Annotated in this window: 20 protein-coding genes; all 20 read right to left on the bottom strand. The window is 58.9% G+C overall.

The window, feature by feature from the left end; translation table 11 throughout:
• Positions 1-2: 2 nt before the first annotated feature.
• A complete protein-coding gene (locus tag CLU91_RS27510) occupies positions 3-407 on the bottom strand; it encodes a flagellar hook assembly protein FlgD (RefSeq protein ID WP_100877094.1) in 405 nt (134 codons plus the stop codon).
• Positions 407-1,255, bottom strand: a complete 849-nt coding sequence (locus tag CLU91_RS27505; protein WP_100877093.1) for a hypothetical protein — start codon at positions 1,253-1,255, stop codon at positions 407-409. The genes CLU91_RS27510 and CLU91_RS27505 overlap by 1 nt, the downstream gene beginning before the upstream one ends.
• Positions 1,239-1,715, bottom strand: coding sequence for a hypothetical protein (locus tag CLU91_RS27500; protein WP_100877092.1), 477 nt, complete (start codon positions 1,713-1,715; stop codon positions 1,239-1,241). Before CLU91_RS27500 ends, CLU91_RS27505 begins: the two co-directional genes overlap by 17 nt.
• Positions 1,715-3,034: a FliI/YscN family ATPase gene (locus CLU91_RS27495; protein WP_198521525.1), complete on the bottom strand. Its 1,320-nt coding sequence runs from the start codon at positions 3,032-3,034 to the stop codon at positions 1,715-1,717. The genes CLU91_RS27500 and CLU91_RS27495 overlap by 1 nt, the downstream gene beginning before the upstream one ends.
• Positions 3,031-3,792: a FliH/SctL family protein gene (locus tag CLU91_RS27490; RefSeq protein WP_100877091.1), complete on the bottom strand. Its 762-nt coding sequence runs from the start codon at positions 3,790-3,792 to the stop codon at positions 3,031-3,033. The genes CLU91_RS27495 and CLU91_RS27490 overlap by 4 nt, the downstream gene beginning before the upstream one ends.
• On the bottom strand, positions 3,780-4,298 hold the full coding sequence (locus CLU91_RS27485; RefSeq protein ID WP_100877090.1) for a hypothetical protein: 519 nt from the start codon (positions 4,296-4,298) through the stop codon (positions 3,780-3,782). The genes CLU91_RS27490 and CLU91_RS27485 overlap by 13 nt, the downstream gene beginning before the upstream one ends.
• On the bottom strand, positions 4,295-5,743 hold the full coding sequence (fliF, locus tag CLU91_RS27480) for a flagellar basal-body MS-ring/collar protein FliF (protein ID WP_269800663.1): 1,449 nt from the start codon (positions 5,741-5,743) through the stop codon (positions 4,295-4,297). Before fliF ends, CLU91_RS27485 begins: the two co-directional genes overlap by 4 nt.
• A gap of 10 nt (positions 5,744-5,753) precedes the next feature.
• On the bottom strand, positions 5,754-6,047 hold the full coding sequence (gene fliE / locus CLU91_RS27475; RefSeq protein ID WP_100877088.1) for a flagellar hook-basal body complex protein FliE: 294 nt from the start codon (positions 6,045-6,047) through the stop codon (positions 5,754-5,756).
• A complete protein-coding gene (gene flgC, locus CLU91_RS27470) occupies positions 6,047-6,481 on the bottom strand; it encodes a flagellar basal body rod protein FlgC (RefSeq protein WP_100877087.1) in 435 nt (144 codons plus the stop codon). The genes fliE and flgC overlap by 1 nt, the downstream gene beginning before the upstream one ends.
• The gene (locus CLU91_RS27465) at positions 6,481-6,849 is read right to left on the bottom strand and encodes a flagellar basal body rod protein FlgB (RefSeq protein ID WP_100877086.1); all 369 of its coding nucleotides are present in this window, start codon (positions 6,847-6,849) and stop codon (positions 6,481-6,483) included. Before CLU91_RS27465 ends, flgC begins: the two co-directional genes overlap by 1 nt.
• Positions 6,850-6,918: 69 nt before the next feature.
• Positions 6,919-8,037 carry a flagellar basal body P-ring protein FlgI gene (locus CLU91_RS27460; RefSeq protein ID WP_100877085.1) on the bottom strand — a complete coding sequence of 373 codons (1,119 nt, stop codon included), beginning with the start codon at positions 8,035-8,037 and terminating at the stop codon, positions 6,919-6,921.
• Positions 8,038-8,039: 2 nt separating this feature from the next.
• Positions 8,040-8,612, bottom strand: coding sequence for a flagellar basal body L-ring protein FlgH (locus CLU91_RS27455; protein WP_100877084.1), 573 nt, complete (start codon positions 8,610-8,612; stop codon positions 8,040-8,042).
• A 3-nt stretch (positions 8,613-8,615) separates the two neighbouring features.
• Complete coding sequence (gene flgA / locus CLU91_RS27450; RefSeq protein ID WP_100877083.1) at positions 8,616-9,596, bottom strand: flagellar basal body P-ring formation chaperone FlgA; 981 nt, start codon at positions 9,594-9,596, stop codon at positions 8,616-8,618.
• 3 nt (positions 9,597-9,599) lie between these two features.
• Positions 9,600-10,379, bottom strand: a complete 780-nt coding sequence (flgG, locus tag CLU91_RS27445) for a flagellar basal-body rod protein FlgG (protein WP_100877082.1) — start codon at positions 10,377-10,379, stop codon at positions 9,600-9,602.
• A 6-nt stretch (positions 10,380-10,385) separates the two neighbouring features.
• Positions 10,386-11,099, bottom strand: a complete 714-nt coding sequence (locus tag CLU91_RS27440) for a flagellar hook-basal body protein (protein ID WP_269800665.1) — start codon at positions 11,097-11,099, stop codon at positions 10,386-10,388.
• Between the two features lie 302 nt (positions 11,100-11,401).
• Entirely contained in the window at positions 11,402-11,782 is a 381-nt protein-coding gene (locus tag CLU91_RS27435) for a hypothetical protein (protein ID WP_100877080.1), read from the bottom strand.
• A gap of 242 nt (positions 11,783-12,024) precedes the next feature.
• A complete protein-coding gene (locus CLU91_RS27430) occupies positions 12,025-13,008 on the bottom strand; it encodes an IS5 family transposase (protein WP_100877079.1) in 984 nt (327 codons plus the stop codon).
• A gap of 217 nt (positions 13,009-13,225) precedes the next feature.
• Positions 13,226-13,519: a hypothetical protein gene (locus CLU91_RS28655; protein WP_232730974.1), complete on the bottom strand. Its 294-nt coding sequence runs from the start codon at positions 13,517-13,519 to the stop codon at positions 13,226-13,228.
• Positions 13,519-16,161 carry a LysM peptidoglycan-binding domain-containing protein gene (locus CLU91_RS27420; protein ID WP_100877077.1) on the bottom strand — a complete coding sequence of 881 codons (2,643 nt, stop codon included), beginning with the start codon at positions 16,159-16,161 and terminating at the stop codon, positions 13,519-13,521. Before CLU91_RS27420 ends, CLU91_RS28655 begins: the two co-directional genes overlap by 1 nt.
• A gap of 297 nt (positions 16,162-16,458) precedes the next feature.
• Positions 16,459-16,974: a hypothetical protein gene (locus CLU91_RS27410; RefSeq protein ID WP_157814870.1), complete on the bottom strand. Its 516-nt coding sequence runs from the start codon at positions 16,972-16,974 to the stop codon at positions 16,459-16,461.
• Between the last annotated feature and the right edge of the window lie 21 nt (positions 16,975-16,995).

Genomic DNA, 16,995 nt, shown 5'->3' with positions numbered 1-16,995 from the left:
CTTTAACGGACATTCGTAAGTTGTGACAACGTAATCTTGTCCTGGAATGCCCCGGACGAGGTCTGCAGCGTCAGCAACGGCTGGCCGGAGGCGAAATCGAGCGCCGTCACCTTGCCCGTGACCACGCCACCGCCCTGGTTGATATCCACCGTCTTGCCCAGCAGGCCAACCGATTGCAGCGAGGACTGCACCGACAGGAGCTCATCAATCTTGGCGTTGAGCTGACGGCTTTGCTCCAGCGATGCGAATTGCGCAATCTGCGCTACGAACTCCTGGTTATCGACCGGCTTGAGTGGATCCTGGCTGTTCAGCTGCGCAGTCAGGATCTTCAGAAAATCCTGAATGGCGATATTGCTGGACTGGGCCGGCTGGTTCGCGCTTGCTGCAGAAATGGGATTAACGGCCATCAGAGTGCATCCTTTGTCATTAGTGGAATTCCGGCACTGCCAGAAAGTATGGGCTCGGCAACAAAGCAGTCAGCGCCTGCGTAGGCTTTCTGCTTGACGAGTAACTCTTTTCCATTCACAGTCAGCGCCGTCATACGCGTGCCGGTGCCATGTAGCTCCAGCAGCATGGCCTGCGCCACCAGCCGTTCCTGAACTGCACTCAACGACGCATCGCGTATCCATGCATGCACACCGCCGCTTTCACGGTACAGATGAATTTGCCGCAATGCGTAATCTGGCGCGTCTTCCTGCGTCAGCTGCGTTGACGGCATACTGGCCGTCTCCGTCTCCTCCCCCGCCTCCTGCATTTGTTCTGCGCCCAAACTTGCAGTGGAGCTAGCGCTAAAGCCGGCCGACAACGCCAAGGGTTGCGTGCGCACCGCACCGCCACTGTCGCCATCGACGGGCACCATAACAGCCACTGCACGGCCTGGGGCATCGTTGGCAACCGTGCCAAAAATAGCGACGCGCGGCAGTGCGCCTGCTTCCGCAGCAACAGCTACGCCGTACCCGGCATAGCCGCCTGGCAATACACCGGGCAAGGCAGGCGCTGGCAGCGTGCTGCCATTCAGCCCCCCTGCATCAGCGCGCAACGGAAGCGGTGCGGCAGTCTGCTTGACTGCCGGCTGCGGCGCGCCCCCGCCCTCTCCCGTATCGGCAGCCGGACGCTGAGCATTTTTCTTCACGCCTTGCTCCAGCAGTGCCGTTTCCAGTTCAAACAGCCAGCGCTCCTGGTGGCCCTGCTGTTGCGCAAATGGTTTGCGGGACGATGGCGTATGGCCATCGAGCGGTTCAAGATTCACTGTCATATGCTGGCCCCGTCGCTCGCGACATTCCCCATTGATCATCGGCGGCCTTGAAATCAAGACTGACCCGGTCCTGCAAGAATCGCAACTGCATTTTTCCCCGGTGCTCCTGTACTGCATCCAACGCCCGCTGCGCCAGATGCAGGCGGTCCGTCAGTTCGTCGCGACGCTGCGTCAGGGCGTCGAGCGCCTCTTGCGCGCGCCTGGCCTGCAGGCCACAATCGTCGATATGGCGCGCCAGCATGACAAACCGGTCCACCGATAGCGGTCCTGTCGCGCCTTCGAGGCCGCCCCACTCCTGCATCGATGCCTGTTGACGTTGCAACAGGGCCTTCACCGAGGCGTCTTGTGCGGCCCATGCCGTATTCATCTCGCCGAGCTCCGAGCGCAGGCGGTCGAGTTCCCATTGGCGTGTCAGCAGCATGGGCTGCAAGGCATACTGGAACCGGCGGTCGCTGCCCATTACGTACCGCTCCCTGCCACGAGTGCCGCCCGCAAGCGCACCATGGCCTCAGCGCGTGTCGTCGATTCCTGTACCGGCTGGCGCAACACCTGAATAATCGCCGGATGCAAGGCGATGGCGCGGTCGATCGCCGCATTGCTGCCACTGCGGTAAGCCCCCATATCGACCATCTGCCGGTTACGCTGGTAAGTGGACAGTACTTCCACCACGGCCAGCATCAGGTCCTGATCTTCGCGCCCCACCAGCTCCGAAGCCAGGCGGCTGGTGCTTTGCAAAACATCGATCGATGGAAAATGTCCTTCATGTGCCAGTTCGCGCGACAGCATGATATGGCCGTCCAGTGTGGCCCGCACGATGTCTGAAATGGGCTCGTTGAAATCGTCGCCTTCCACCAGCACTGTGTACAGGGCAGTGATGGCGCCACCGGAATCGGTTGTGCCGCAGCGCTCGCACAGGGCCGGAATGTCGGAAAAGACCGACGGCGTATATCCACGCGCGGTTGGCGGTTCACCCGCAGCAAGACCGATTTCACGCCGTGCCATGGCAAAACGGGTAATCGAGTCCATCATCAGCAGCACCTGCCGCCCTTCCTCACGAAAATGCTCGGCAATGGCGGTCGCGGCGTACGCGGCACGGGTACGTACCAGCGCAGGCTGGTCCGACGTCGCCACCACCACGACACTACGCTCCAGCCCCTTGGGGCCCAGCTGCTTTTCCACGAATTCGCGGACTTCTCGCCCACGTTCACCGATCAGTGCAATTACGTTCACATCAGCCTGGACGTCGCGTGCCAGCATGCCCAGCAAGGTGCTCTTGCCAACGCCGCTGCCAGCAAAAATACCCATGCGCTGGCCGCGCCCCAGTGGCAGCATCGTATCGATGGCACGTACTCCCGTGTGCATCAAATCCTTGATGCGCGGCCGGCTCAGCGGATTGATCGGGGCGGCATGCAGACTGCGCGTTTTTTGCAATGCGAGTGGCGCCCCGCCGTCTATTGGCACGCCAAAGGCGTCGATGACCCGTCCCAGCAAGCTGGCTCCAACCGGAATGCCAGGTGCCTGGCGCACGGCCTCGACGCGGCTGCCGGCGGCAATACCGCGCAAGTCGCCATAGGGCATCAGGATGACACGTCCGGGACGCATGCCGACCACTTCGGCGAGCAGCTTGCCTGACGTCTGAGCCAGGCTCACTTCGCACACTTCACCGATGCTGACATCTGGCCCCTGCGCTTCGATACTTTGGCCGGAGATGCTCAGCACATGCCCTGAGCGGCAAGTCAACTCGGCATGATGCACGGCGTCCAGGTAAGCCCGCATCATGCCGTACCACCGTTCCTCACAGCCAGCAAAGCCTCGCCAAGACGGGATAGCTGGGTTTCCAGGCGTGCATCGAGCGTGCCTTTATCGCTGTCGACCGTGCAGCCGCCAATTTTCACCGCACTATCGGCCTGCAAGGTAATGCGGGCGTCGAGCTGCATGTCGTCGTCCTGCAGCGTAGCCAGGTCTTGCGGATGCATGCGTATGTGCAATTGTTTGGCAGCATGTTCATCGCGCGCAATGGCGCGTACCATGTCCAGCAGCGTGTCCCGGCTTGCAGCAGTGGCACCGACCATGCGGCACACTGCCGCGTGGGCGATTTCCACCAGCATGTCTTCTGCCTGCCCGAGAGCATGAGCGCGCGACGTTTCCACGGCATCGGCCAGCGATGCCAGCACTTCGATTTGACGTGCCACCAGCGCCAACGCCTCGCGCTCGCCCTTTTCCATCCCCTGCGCCAGGCCCCGGCGCTCCGCGTCCTTCAGCACTGCAGCCGCGTCCTCATCGAGTTTCTTCTTGCTGAGCAACAATTGCGCCTTCAGCTCAGCCACTTCCTTGACCGCACCATCAAAGGCCTGGCGCTCTTCAGCCGATACTAGAGGAAGAACCGGTGCAGGCACCGGCGCTACTGGTGGAGACAAAACATTTTTCGCAATCTGCGCAGCGAGTGGCACAGCCTGGGCCGCCTCGACACGCTTTACCGCACCGCGCAACTGCCGCGGCACGGACGACACTGTAGCCGCGCGGATTATCGGGTCCATGATGTCATTTTGCGCAATAACGATACTAAAGGAGTGGCATGCCGCATTTGTGAAGGCTGGCAAGCTGCGCCATCAACACGTGCGAACACCGCATCGAACACGAAACGCCGGCGCGCCGGCACATCGGGTACCTGAGAGGGACGCGCTGCGCGGATGCGTTCGCGCTGCAGCGCAGGAAACAGATCGAGCATCGCTGGTGCCCAGGGCCAATCCTGCAGTGCGAGGAACTGCGCCACCAGGGATGCCGGTTCATACTGAAAAATAGCAAACATGGTCTCGGGAGTAGCAGCAATAATACGGTCAAGCGAAGTGACCGCTGGCGGTGGAGCAACAGGTGTCGACAGCACCTCATCCGCATCCGCACCATCGAACCCCAGCTCCTTCAACTCGCGTAAATAGCCGGTCAAGGTGATGCGGTCGGCCGTCGGCAGTTCGGCCAGGATCAGCCGTCGGTCGGCAGCACCGACGGCATGCAGCGCGATGGCCGCCTGGCGATACCCGCTCACTTGCGTTCTCCATACAGGGTGCCGCCCGCAGGGGTGGCGATCCATTGCTTGACCTCGTTGAGCAATTGCTGCCGGGCGATGGGATCCAGCCGCTTTTCAGCGCGGCGGCGGTTACGGCGCTTGAACAGCAGATACAGCGTGCATGCCAGGGCCAGCACAGCCAATATAGCCAGCAGCACGGCCGCTACCGGCCACTGCAGCGTAGTGGCGACAGTCACCGGCGCCGCTTGCAGTGGCACATCGGCGGAAGGCGCCGCCACTGCTGGCGCACGTTCGGCGGCAAGGGCGAATTTATCCATCGAATACACCACCACAGCGTCACCGCGCTGACTGTTGAAGCCAATGGCCAGCGTGACCACTTCTTTCAGGTGCTCCAACTGGGCATCGTTCAATGGCTGCTTCACCAGCACAGCCACGGTCATGCGCTTGACGGCGCCACTGGCCGGCACCAGCTGCTCAACACGACGTCCGACCTGGTAGTCGGACTCGCTGCTACTACCGCCTACACCCTGCCCTTTTTGCTCCGCAGTCGCCAGTGCGCTATTGCCTTCGCGGCTGGTCTGGCGGTCGCGTACCATCACGCCGGCAGGCTGGGCGTCGGCCGCCAGCCCTCTGGCCGGCAAGACTTCCTCCGTCGTGATCTTGCTCTGATCGAGATTGAGCACGACGTCGACGCTGGCTACTGTCTCGCCAGCACCGAAGGTGCGGTCCAGCACCTGGGTCACTTTCTTGACCAGATATTCTTCCGTGCTGCGCTTGGAATCGAGCTGCGAAACGCCCTGTTCGCCACCGTCCGCCTGCGCGATGCGCGTCAGCGCCACGCCATGCTGGTTCAGCACGGTGACATCATCGCTGACAATATCGGGCACGGATGCCGCGACCAGCCGCTGTATACCTGCCACCTGCGCTGCGCCAAGCACACGGCCGGCCTTCATGGTCAGCGTCACCGAAGCCTTCGGCTTGGTGACGGCCTTCTTGAACAGTCCCTGTTCCGGCAGCGCCAGGTGCACGCGTGCGGCCTGAATTTCTTCGATGGAGAGTATAGTGCGTGTCAATTCGCCCTGAATCGCACGCAGATAATTCACCTTCTGTACAAACTCGGTCATGCCAAAATCGGCATTATTAAATACTTCAAAACCTACCGCGCCATGCAATGGCATTTCCTTGCCCATCAACTTGAGGCGGGTTTTATAGACGAGATCTTTCGGTACCAGGATGGTATTGCCGCCATCGGTCAGTTGATAGGGCGTTTTCATGCGATCGAGTTCGGCGGTCATCGCCGCGGCATCGGCCGGCGCCACGTCGGAAAACAGCACTTGATAATCGGCGCGGTATGCCCAGAACCCCAGGCTGATCACCAGGCCGGCGATCAGGACGATGCCGGCAATGATGCCGATGCGCGCCTGCATTGCCAGGCGCTGCCATGCTTGTACTAATGATGTCACCGTCTTGCTCCTATACCTGCATCCGCATTACTTCTTGATACGCGTCCAGCAAACGATTTCTCACCTGCGCCAATAACTGAAACGACAACTTCGCCTCCTCGAGATGGATCATCACCTCGTGCAGGCTCTGGGTTTCCCCCGCTGCCAACTTTTTTACGTCCGTATCAGCCAGCCCCAGGCTCGTGTTCACCGACTTGAGCTCTGCAGCAAACCACTGGCCGAAACCTACGGCGGGAGGCTGCACGCTCACAGGCGCCACTCCGGGCTGGGCCAGCGCGGCTGCCGCTATCGATTCGATCACCATTACTGGCCTCCAATTTCAAGTGTGCGGGCGGCCATGGTCTTGGCTGCGTTCATGGCCACCACATTGGCTTCATACGCACGCAATGCCGTATTCAGGTTCACCATCTCGGCCGTATGATTGACGCCCGGATACGCCACGAAGCCCTTGGTATCGGCATAGGGATGACCCGGTTCGTACACCATGCGCGGCTGCACCGCTTGCGGTTCGACCGAAGCCACTTGCACGCCCCCCTGCCCGGCCGCATATAGCGCACCGAACTGCTGGCTGAACGCCATTGGCGTCTGTTGTGCCAGAACCTGCATCGGCCGGTACAACTGCGCCACCGACGGTGCCGCATTGTGCATGTTGGCGATATTGGCTGCCGTCACGTCGAGCCGTAGTTTTTCAACCCGCATGCCACTGGCGCTGATCTGGAATGCCGCGTTATAGTCCATCAGCGTTTACCCTCATTGATCGCACTGCCTAGCAGCGCAAAGTGTTTGTTCAATGCCTTCAGCAAAGCTTGCTGATGCAAGGTGTTTTCCGATAATGCCGCCACTTCCATGTCGAGCGCCACCGGCTCGCCGTTCCCCGCCAGCTCAAACGCCGGCCGAAAATCACCGAGACTGGCCAGCGATGGTGGTGCACCACCCGTGCTACGGGACAATTCGGCCAGCCGGTCTTCGAAACTGACCACCAGGCGCTGATATCCAGGCGTATTCGCGTTGGCGATATTTTGTGCGATCGCCTGCTGCCGCATGCCTGCCGCGTCCAATGCCAGACTCAATAAGCCAGTCGTGCTGCTATCGATAAGGGATACCATGGAACCACGCTCCTGCTTCAATATTCATGACTACCTCCGACGCCATCGACTGGCGCCGGCACCCGTTTGTTATTGCACCACCAGCTCCGCATGCAGTGCACCGGCAGCTTTGACGGCACGCAGGATCGAAATCATGTCGCGTGTATTCGTCTTCAGGCGCGCCAGCGACTGCACTAGGTCGGCCACCGTATTGCTGGTCGCCGCCACGTAACCCGTTTCACCCCGTTCTTCCACATCGACCCGGCTGTTAGCGATGCGCATGCTGCGCACGCCGTCGCCGACGCGGCTCACCAGCAATGGCTGGGATACCGAATTGTCGGTGAGGATGGTGACCTTCAGCTCGCCATGCGACACCACGACCTTGGAAATGCGCACGTCGCCGCCCGATACCACGGTCCCCGTACGCTCGTTGATCACAACGCGAGCGCGTCTGTCCGGCTCGACCGTGACGTTTTCCAATGCTGTCAGGAAATCGGTAACGCGGCTGCGCCGTGCCTCGGGTATGCGCACCTCGATGCCTGCTGCATCCTGCGCCACCGCCAGGTCCGCGCCCAGTGCCCTGTTGATGGCACTGGCGACCCGAGTGGCAGTCGTATAGTCCGGCTCGGCCAGGACAAAGGTGACGCTCTGGCCAGCATACGTAACGTCGGCCGGCACGCCAACCTCGACGACGGCGCCGCCAGGCACCGACGCGACGGTCGGATGATTTTTCTGCACGACGTTGCCGTTCATGTCGTACTTATAGCCGCCGACCGATACGGGGCCTTGCGCCAACGCATAAATACGGCCATCCGGCCCCTTTAACGGCGCCAGCATTAGCGCGCCGCCAACCAGGCTGCGCGCGTCGCCGATCGAAGTAATAGTCACGTCGAGCGTTTCGCCGGCACGGGCGAATGGCGACAGCGTGGCAGTGACCATGACCGCGGCGACGTTGCGGCTCTGCACGTCATCAGCCACGATACTCATGTCGAAGCGCGACAGCATATTGGCGATCGACTGGCGCGTCGCCTTGTTGCGGCTGGAGTCCCCCGTGCCGGCCAAGCCTGTCACGATGCCATAACCGGTCAGCGCATTATCGCGCCAGCCCGCCATCTTGCCGAGGTCCTTGATGCGTATCACCTCGGCCTGGCACCAGCCGCTGCACAGCAACGCCGCCAGAAGGCTGGCGCGCAATAGATGTTTGATCATGGTTACAATCCGAAGAAGGTCAGGAAACGCTGCCACCAGGCCGGGCGCTGAGAGTCAGCCAGGTCTCCCTGGCCGGCGTAGCTGATCTTCGCATCGGCGATGCGGGTCGACAAGACCACGTTCGCATCGGACACGTCCTGCGGGCGTATGCGGCCCTCCACCTTGATCGTCTGCTGCTCGTTATTCACATTCAATATTTGTTCACCGGCGACGATCAGGTCGCCGCCAGCCAGCACTTCGCGCACGCTGACCGTAATTTGCGCCAGTACGCGGCCTTCGCGCGCCGTGCGGCCACGTCCATCCATCTGGTTATTCGCATTGATGCCAGCGGCATATCCGCGGCCAGGGCGCTGGATATCGAGACCCACGCCGGCATCGCGCCCGGCGCTGGTATTGGCAGTGCTGGTGGCGCTGGCATTTTCATACACCATCACGGTAATCAGGTCGCCAGCCCGGCGCGGCCGCAAATCCGAAGTCAGCGATTGGTAGCTGCCAGGCTGATACAGACTGTCCGCGTGCGCGCACGCCATGCCTGCCAGCATCGCCAAGTAGCCTACAATTTTCAAGTAACGCATTGCCTACCTTCCATCGATTCGCACCTGGCCCGGCGCGATGACTTTTGCACTGACCGCCTCGCTACTCTGCTGCATTTTGACAGGCACCATTTGTCCGAGCTGTCCATCCGCTTGCGCCACCGCTACTGTTTCCAGCAAAATTCCGTGATTCCTGACCGCTACCGCCACCCTGTCGCCACGCATGACCATGCCGGCCGGCACCACTTGCCGGACAGTCAAGACCTGTCCCTGCGCCAGTGCCCCCCGCAAACGCGGTGCGCCGGCCAGCGCCTCCGGCTTCATTGCCACATCCGCCAGGCCAGCCACATCGCGCACGCCTAGCACCACGTCCTGCGCCGTCACCGTGTCGCCCTCGGCCAGCGCGCGGCGCGCTACATATACCTCTTGCCGCGCCACGACCGCCAAGGTCACCACCACCGAGCGGTACAAGGCGCCATCGACGAATACGTCGACCCATACGGGCAGCCGTGCCCGCAAGGGATGGTTCTCGATGGCACGCGCCCGGCATTCCACCTGGCCGGGTGGCAAGGCCAGCTCCGCCAGCGGCGTCGCCAGGCTCAATTCCAGCGCCGCATACTGTGGGCCGAACACTGCCGACACATGCCTGACCGCCTCGGCCAGCGGCAAGGCCGGGTCCAGCGCGCGGCTTTCACGGCGTATCGTCACGCTGCGCGCGCCCTGCCATTCGATACGCTGCCCCAATGGAAACTGCTGCCCACGCAAAGCCACTTCCAGTTCAGCACGGCTGCGCCGGTCGACATGTCCAGCCAGAGGTGCGCGGCCCACCGGCAGCGCGGCAATGAGCTGTGTCAGCCGCACGTCACCCGCATCGATCTTGGCAAGATCCGACAACACCATGCGCGGGCTGCTCAGCAAGACTTCGTCGCGCAAATCAATTTTTACAGTCGAGGCATGGGCCGCGATACCCAGCACGGCAAGCGGCACGCAGGCCAGCCAGCGGTGCATGCAACGCGCGGCAGCCATGGCTTATTTCCGCAGATTGTTGCTCATGCCCAGCATTTCATCGGATGCCTGGATTACTTTCACGCTGCTTTCGTAAGCGCGTTGCGCCACCATCAGGTCGACCATTTCCTCAATCAGCTTGACGTTCGACGACTCGACGAAACCTTGCGCCACGGTTCCCATTCCATCGTCGCCCGGCTTGCCGTAGATCGCATCGCCGGAACGTACCGACGGTTTGTACAAGTTACCGCCCAGCGACAGCAGGCCGGTCGTGTCGGAAAACCGTGCCAGCTCGATACGCCCCGCTTCGCTTGCCTCGCCTTTGTCGCGGCTCACCATCACACGGCCATCGGTGCTCAAAGTAACTTCCCTCGCATCGGTACCCACATGGATCGCCGGTTTGAATACGTGACCATCGGCAGTGGCCAGAAAACCGTTCTTATCGACCGACAAGGTCCCGCCGCGGCTATAAGCAGGGGTACCATCGACGTCGACCACCTCGAAAAAACCCTCGCCCTTGATGGCGACATCCATGGCCGAGTCAGTCTTCTTCAAGTCGCCGGCAGTAAATACCTGGGATAGCGAAAAGATACCGACACCGCGTCCTTGCCACAGGTTCTGCCCAGCCTGCACATCATCGCCGCGCGCCGCACGCGACACCTCGCGGCTGACCATGTCTTCAAAACTGACGCGCCCCTTTTTAAAACCAGGCGTATTCACATTCGCCAAGTTATTGGCGATGGTGTCGACACTTTTTTGCTGCATGTGCATGCCAGTGGCGGCGATATAGAGCGAATCGTTCATGCTGCGTTAAAACTCCCCAAGCTTGCGTATCGTTTTTTCCAGCACATCGTCATAACCCTGCATGATTTTTTGCAGCGCTTCGAAATGACGTACGGTTTCCGTCAGGCGCACCATCTCCTGAGCGGAATTGACATTCGATGCTTCCTGAAATCCGGCGCGCACCTTGCTGCTCATATCGCGTTCCGCCAGATGCGCATTTCCCTGCGCATACAAACCACCGCCGACAGGCACCAGCGCTTCCGGATTGGCGAAATGCACGAGCTTTAATCGCCCGGTAATACGCTCTCCCTGGCGCACATCGCCATTCGCATCGATACTAAAAGGCTCGGGAGTAAGAATAATGTCGCCAGTGGCGCCGGCCAGCGGCAGATCGTGTGCGCCCACCAGGCGGCCAGTCACATCCACGCGCAATGCGCCCTGCCGCGTGTACTGCGGGCCGGAACGACTTTCCACTTCAAAAAAGGCAGCGCCTTCTATCGCCACATCCTGCGTATTGGCGGTGTAGCGTAAAGAACCGGCGGAAGGGTCGATAGTCAGGGAAGAAGGAAGAATAGATGGGGCGGCAGCGCCTTGCTCCAACGTGCCCTGCATATGCGCAGCAAACGCGGAGCCGACCACCATCTGTCTTTTATAAGCAGGCGTCAGCACATTCGCCACGTTCTGGCTGATCGTTTCCAGTCGCTGCAAGTCGTGTTGCATACCGTTGCCGGCTATAGCCATCAAGTCCATATGTGCGCAATCAATACCCGCGCACAAAGGCACGAAGAAAATTTAAGTAGATTAAAACAATATCATACTTGGCAACAAAATTGTTGCTGTGACGTACAATTTTATAGACTTAAATATTTAAAACATTCTTTAGGAAAAGCACAATTGGTAATTCCGTATTTTTTGAGTGCGCTAAAAAAAGGGGGAATTATCGGGTGTGCTACACCGCCGCACGGCGGCGGCACAGCAACCGGCGGCATGCCGGGCGCTGTACGACCGCCTGCCTGCCCTGTTCAGGACAGGCATCCTGCGCCTTACGCAAACGTTGCTTTGCAATCCTCAAGGGCGAATCTTCTTCCGTCAGAAATAACAAATGCACCATTCTCAATCTTGGCTAAGCTTACATGAAGAGCCTTCGCACCTTCCTCGATATCCTTGCCCCAACCTTCAAGGTCACCGTGGTAAGAAACAGCATAGAAAATAGAACCATCTGGCAATGCAATACTGCACCCCTGCGACACGACGCCCCCATGCTTCGCATGCGGTGGATTCGTGTACTGAGTCAGTGTGTTGAACTGTTTGCGAGCTGTATTTTTTCCATCGTCGGAAAAATAGACGAACTCCTTCCCTTCAACCGCAACTGTGCCAGGGATAACCTCGCCGTATCCAATCGGCCCGCCAAGAATCACTTCCATTTGATTAGTTGTCCAGTACCGTTGGCGTTATAACTTACATAATGGTCGATTCCGAAGCGAGCGAGGTCCACCATTCCGACTCGGCCTCAGCCATGTCCAAACTAAAAACCTCTGTGCTGTACTTAGGGAAGCGCTGATCAATTCGGTTTTCTGGCGAGGTTGGCGCGCCAAATGAGCGACCGATGAGCCGTTCAAGCCCATTTTTCGTTCAAGTTGACGCGATGCTTCGCGTCTTTCTGCAATCAAGACGGATTACGGGATTCGGTGATCGTAAAACGTCTCCCGGCCAGTACCAAGTTGGCAAAGGCGAACAAGGTAAAAAGCTGTGCAGTGTTCTTGGCCAAACCGCGATAGCGCGTCTTACGATGACGGAACAGGTTCTTGATGACATGAAACGGATGCTCGACTTTTGCCCGCACGCTGGCCTTCAGATGCTCCAACTTTTCTGTCAGGCGCCCCAGTTTGTTATTGGGCAGCGCCTTGCGTTTGGAGCGCTTCATGGCCACGTGCCATGTCACCGACTTGCCGATGTTTTCGGGCCGTTTTTCCACGCCCTGATAGCCGGCGTCGCCGAGCGCGGCGGTCTCGTCGCCGTGCAGCAGTGCGTGCGCCTGTGTCACATCGGCGACATTGCCGGCCGTGCCGATGACCGTATGCACCAGGCCAGAAGTGGCATCGACGCCGATGTGGGCCTTCATGCCAAAGTGCCAGTCGTTGCCTTTCTTCGACTGGTGCATTTCCGGATCACGTTTGCCGTCCTTGTTCTTGGTCGACGGTGGCGCGGCGATCAGCGTGGCGTCGACGATGGTGCCTTCGCGCATCATCAAGCCTTTCTCGGCCAAATGCCCGTTGATCATGTCGAAGATCTGGCGCGTTAGGTTGTTGGCCTCAAGCAGGTGGCGGAACTTCAGCAGGGTCGTCGCGTCCGGTGCCGATTCGCGGCCCAAGTCGATGCCGACGAAAGCACGAATGGACTGGCTGTCATAGATCGCGTCTTCGATACCTTCGTCCGACAAACCAAAGCATTGCTGGGCCACGTACATGCGCAGCATGCGCGCCAGTGCGATCGGTGGCCGGCCGGCGCCTTCGACCTTCGGATAGAACGGCTCGACGGCTTTATGCAACTTGCCCCACGGCGTTACGCTGTCGATCTCGGCCAGGAAGCGGTCGCGCCGCGTCAGTTTCTTCTTGGCGGCGTATTCAAGGTCGGAGAAGCTCTTTTGCATGGTCGATGGCGGAGGGTGGCGATACCGTTATTGTCTCAGGTCGAACCGCAGCAGGGAACGGTGCCAGATGAATAAATCAGTGCTTCCTTAGGCACAACCAAGGCTGAGATCATGTACGAATGGCGGTATCTTACCCCGGGATCCAGGCCCGTCTTGACAGCCTAGATCGAGTCAGATTATCCGAAAAGTCCCCGACTACTTTTAGGAATAGAAATTTTTAACGAAGCTTCTTTACTTCCAGGTTATAAATAGCAAGGATCGCCTTGCGCCCTTTTTCCTTCTCCCCTGAATCAAAGGCGAAAAACGCCTCTTGTAGTTTGGCGTCAATAAACGGCACCTTATCTAAGTCCTTTTTCAGGGTTGCACGGATCTCTGCCCATAAGTCTTTGAGATCTTCCATATTGCTTGCATATGTGGTGCTTCCCCAGTCCGGATAATCATCCGGCGCATCCGTTGAGGCAATTGCAAGTGCCCCTGAAAAATCAACAGTTTTATCACTTAAACTCATCATTACCTCCTGCCTGGCGGCTTAGGTGTTGGAACATAGGGTTGGATCGCGGAACGTGGAATTCCATACGCACCTCCTAAATCGGTAGGTCGAATAATCAAGACATTCCCAGGTCGGATCTCATTCCACTTCGTTATCTGTGGAGTATAACCATCTTTGCGTGCTAAAGTTGTATCATGGTAAATGTTGGCTCCTATCCGTGCATCAGGGATGCCATAACCGGTGAAAGAATCGCTCTTGATCCGTCGATTTATAGCAAATATATTGGACATAGGATTGTCGCTAATGCTTTCAGATCGAGCAAAGTCCCGCAGACGACCACGCACTTGGTCATCAATAAATGATCCTAACTCCCTGCTATAATGACCCTCCTTAAATTTCAATTCACCACTAGCAATTAAATCGACACCTTTTCGATAGGCCCTATCCGTTGCTTGCATATGTATATCAAGAACTCGCTTTTCGAACTCTAGCGGCGTCATCTTGGATTTTCCGATACGGATATCTTGATAATCATCGCCCCAAGTTTCGCGAAGACGTTGATCTCGGACATGTGCCTCGTATGTCCGCCCTAAACTGTCAACGGATCCCTGGAAATCAATTCCACTACCTTTGCTGCCCATTTGGTAAGAGTAATCTGGAATATTTTTTACACCCAAACTCGTCAGACCTTGGCGCATAAGATCGACTCGTTCCTTTGCCTGGTACTGGCTCATTTTACGAAGGTCTTCTTTAAGACTTGGTAGCTCACCCAATATTCCATAGGGGTCAGCTATAACGTTCAATGCACCATCCCAATTATTATTACGTACCATCTCAAAGGCACCACGAGCAGGTCCTCGGGTCGGGCCCCCAGCAAAAATCATCTGCGGACTGCGCAACGAATCGGAACGCGCCTCTTCGCCGGCAATTTCCCACCGCAACTTATCTTCAACGGCCTGCCGACTCATCGCATTTCCAAAGCCGTCAGTTTCAGGTGCCGTGATTCCGAAATCAGGCATACTCTCAAGGAGGTCGCGGCTAACCGGCAACGGCTCCCATTCGACGGGTGCGACGCTGCTGATGTGCCGCTGCTCACGAGTACCCATGGCCCCACCCCAGTTCACCTCTGTCTCGGCCATTGTCTGCGTCACCTGCGCCCCCAATCCAATCGCATTCCCCACCGTACTGGCGAGCACATCCTGCATAATGCCCGGGAAGCTGTTGCGCAGGCTGCCGCCGCGCACCAGACCGCTGGCCATGCCCGCTGCCACGCCGGAGGCGGCGCCGCGCGCCATGGTCTTGCCGATATCGCTCCACAGGGCGGCGTCCTTCACACCTTGCTCCAGGCCGTTAAGATTGGCCCAGCCCTGCTCGCCATACTGTGCTTGCCCGATAGCATTCCCCACCTCTGCGGCAACACCACCAGCAATAGCCCCAGCCGCCACGCCACGCCAGTCAAAGCTGTGCTGCAAGCCTGTCGCCACCGCTACGCCTTGGGTGATCGTGTTGCTGATGCCGCCCTGCACGACGCCTCGGGTAAATGCGCTGGTGCCAGGGCTGAACGTCGGGCCCATGCCTGTATTCATCACCCCAGCAGTCACCGCCCCACCCAAGGCGCCCAGAGCAACCCCGTTCCAGTTAAATCCATCCTGCGCGCCAATCGCCATGCCCACCGTCTGGCTAGCAACCGAGCCGAGGGCGCCAGCAATCGCGCCGGTTGCCACAGTCGCCGCCGTAGTGCCAGCACCGAACATCGCGCCTGCTGCGGTTGCTGCTGCCCCCATCGTCATATATGTCACGGCGACTGCCACCACTACCATGATCAGCTTGCCCGTTACCCCGCAACCACCGCCGCCCTTGGACTGCTGTGGCGGCGGAGGCGGCATCGGTTCCGGCGGCAGCACCGGCATGGTGTCGCCGATGGCCTGGCCGGCGTTATACACCTTGAAGGTGCTGGCATTGTTGTGGAAGTTGCTGACCTTGTTCGGCACCGTCAGCACCTGCCCTTCGATCAGCGTGTCGCTGATCGAAGGGCCATTCGCGTCGGCCAGCAGATACCAAAGGCTTTCATCGCCCCAGACGGCGCGCGCGATCGCGCCCAGCGTGTCGCCCTTGCGCACCGTATAGGCACTTGCCGTGGCGCCCGGATAGGACGAATTGATCGGCTGGTAGTTCTGGTCGAAGTCCGCCGATGATACCGGCTTGGCGTTACGGAAGCCGCCAGGCGTCGTCAGGCCGCGCTGCGCCAGTTCTTCCGCATACGAGATGGTTGACGGCCCTTCGCTGCTGACGTCGCCGATGGTATGGCCATTCAGATAATAGAAACGATGCGCCACCTCCAGGTTGCCATTGGCCTGTGTTTTGTTGCGGCGCAGCACCTGGCCATACTGGTCGCTGATGTAAGTCATCGTGCGGCTCGAAGCGCTGCCGACCAGCGCACCGAGGCTGCCGGCTTCATACGCACTCATCTGCGTTAAATGGCCGTTGACGTCGTACTGCAGGTCCGAGAAACCGCTGCCCCAGCGCAGCTGTTCTGGATTGCCAGCGTTGCCCCCCTGGATCTGGATCTTGCTCTGCTTGGCTTCATCCCACCAGGCATAGCTGTACATGGTATGCACGCCGGTATTGGTGACGCCGTCCGCATGCTGGAAAGTATGCGTCACCCCCCCCTGGTCTACGAGACGCAGTCATACACACGTACTCGCTCTTTACCGGTTTTATGTGCAGGGGCAGATATAACCAATGCTAAGATCGTGTACGAATGGCGGATCTGACCCTGGCCCGGCAAGGACGCCCGCCTTGGGGAGAGGGGCGATATGCTGGCAGCAAAGGCGAAATCAGCGCCCACAGGTCATCAGGAAGAAGTGCTTTGGCCATTGCCCGGCCCCCGAAAATGATGTCAGGTGGGTTTGACCAGCTTCGGGGCCGTTTGTTTCTCTGGACGAAGTTTTGTTAGGCGTTCAAAGCACAGCTAACTTGCCCATCTCGAAGGCGCTCTCCATATCGTCGGGCACCTCTCCAATCCAACCGCACGGCCACCGCCCCACCAAGTATAGGTGTTCATGCAACCGGTGGTATTGCGTCGCCACGAGGTGTTCGTACTCCCTTGCCATACACAGACCCAAAAAATCCCAACGCAACGCGTTAAGCACTACGCCTCGATCATCATTGGGCAGCCTGGCTAGCAGAGCATTATTCGTCATTTTTTTTTCAATAAATCTGACGACTAACGGCTTCAGTTCTTGCGCAGTTAAGTTCCACTCACCCAAGCTTTGACGCTTAGACAATTTCACCGTCAGCTCGTTTTGTGACTCAATCCGAGCGTCGTCGGAAGCTTGCGTGGTCCAGATCGCGAGAGCTTCTTTCCATGTACTCACACGTACCACCTCGGCAGTGTCCTCTAGAGGTCGTTCACAATTGCTGAGCAAATCGGCCATCTCTAGCCGGGCCAGCAAGTCATTCGCTTTGGTTTTCATGCTCATTCTTTCTATTTAATT

It is taken from the genome of Janthinobacterium sp. 64 (assembly GCF_002813325.1).
In the GTDB taxonomy this organism is placed as follows: domain Bacteria; phylum Pseudomonadota; class Gammaproteobacteria; order Burkholderiales; family Burkholderiaceae_D; genus Janthinobacterium.
The sequence above is the reverse complement of the archived record's forward strand: the minus strand, read 5'-3'. Positions and strand labels throughout refer to the sequence as shown.

Coding starts and splice junctions, on each gene's coding strand:
- CLU91_RS27440 (WP_269800665.1), bottom strand. CDS start 11,099: ATGGCTATAGCCGGCAACGGTATGCAACACGACTTGCAGCGACTGGAA.
- CLU91_RS28655 (WP_232730974.1), bottom strand. CDS start 13,519: ATGATGAGTTTAAGTGATAAAACTGTTGATTTTTCAGGGGCACTTGCA.
- CLU91_RS27430 (WP_100877079.1), bottom strand. CDS start 13,008: ATGCAAAAGAGCTTCTCCGACCTTGAATACGCCGCCAAGAAGAAACTG.
- flgG (WP_100877082.1), bottom strand. CDS start 10,379: ATGAACGATTCGCTCTATATCGCCGCCACTGGCATGCACATGCAGCAA.
- CLU91_RS27410 (WP_157814870.1), bottom strand. CDS start 16,974: ATGAAAACCAAAGCGAATGACTTGCTGGCCCGGCTAGAGATGGCCGAT.
- CLU91_RS27505 (WP_100877093.1), bottom strand. CDS start 1,255: ATGACAGTGAATCTTGAACCGCTCGATGGCCATACGCCATCGTCCCGC.
- flgC (WP_100877087.1), bottom strand. CDS start 6,481: ATGGACTATAACGCGGCATTCCAGATCAGCGCCAGTGGCATGCGGGTT.
- fliE (WP_100877088.1), bottom strand. CDS start 6,047: ATGGTGATCGAATCGATAGCGGCAGCCGCGCTGGCCCAGCCCGGAGTG.
- CLU91_RS27465 (WP_100877086.1), bottom strand. CDS start 6,849: ATGGTATCCCTTATCGATAGCAGCACGACTGGCTTATTGAGTCTGGCA.
- CLU91_RS27510 (WP_100877094.1), bottom strand. CDS start 407: ATGGCCGTTAATCCCATTTCTGCAGCAAGCGCGAACCAGCCGGCCCAG.
- flgA (WP_100877083.1), bottom strand. CDS start 9,596: ATGGCTGCCGCGCGTTGCATGCACCGCTGGCTGGCCTGCGTGCCGCTT.
- CLU91_RS27460 (WP_100877085.1), bottom strand. CDS start 8,037: ATGATCAAACATCTATTGCGCGCCAGCCTTCTGGCGGCGTTGCTGTGC.
- CLU91_RS27500 (WP_100877092.1), bottom strand. CDS start 1,715: ATGGGCAGCGACCGCCGGTTCCAGTATGCCTTGCAGCCCATGCTGCTG.
- CLU91_RS27435 (WP_100877080.1), bottom strand. CDS start 11,782: ATGGAAGTGATTCTTGGCGGGCCGATTGGATACGGCGAGGTTATCCCT.
- CLU91_RS27455 (WP_100877084.1), bottom strand. CDS start 8,612: ATGCGTTACTTGAAAATTGTAGGCTACTTGGCGATGCTGGCAGGCATG.
- CLU91_RS27495 (WP_198521525.1), bottom strand. CDS start 3,034: ATGATGCGGGCTTACCTGGACGCCGTGCATCATGCCGAGTTGACTTGC.
- CLU91_RS27490 (WP_100877091.1), bottom strand. CDS start 3,792: ATGGACCCGATAATCCGCGCGGCTACAGTGTCGTCCGTGCCGCGGCAG.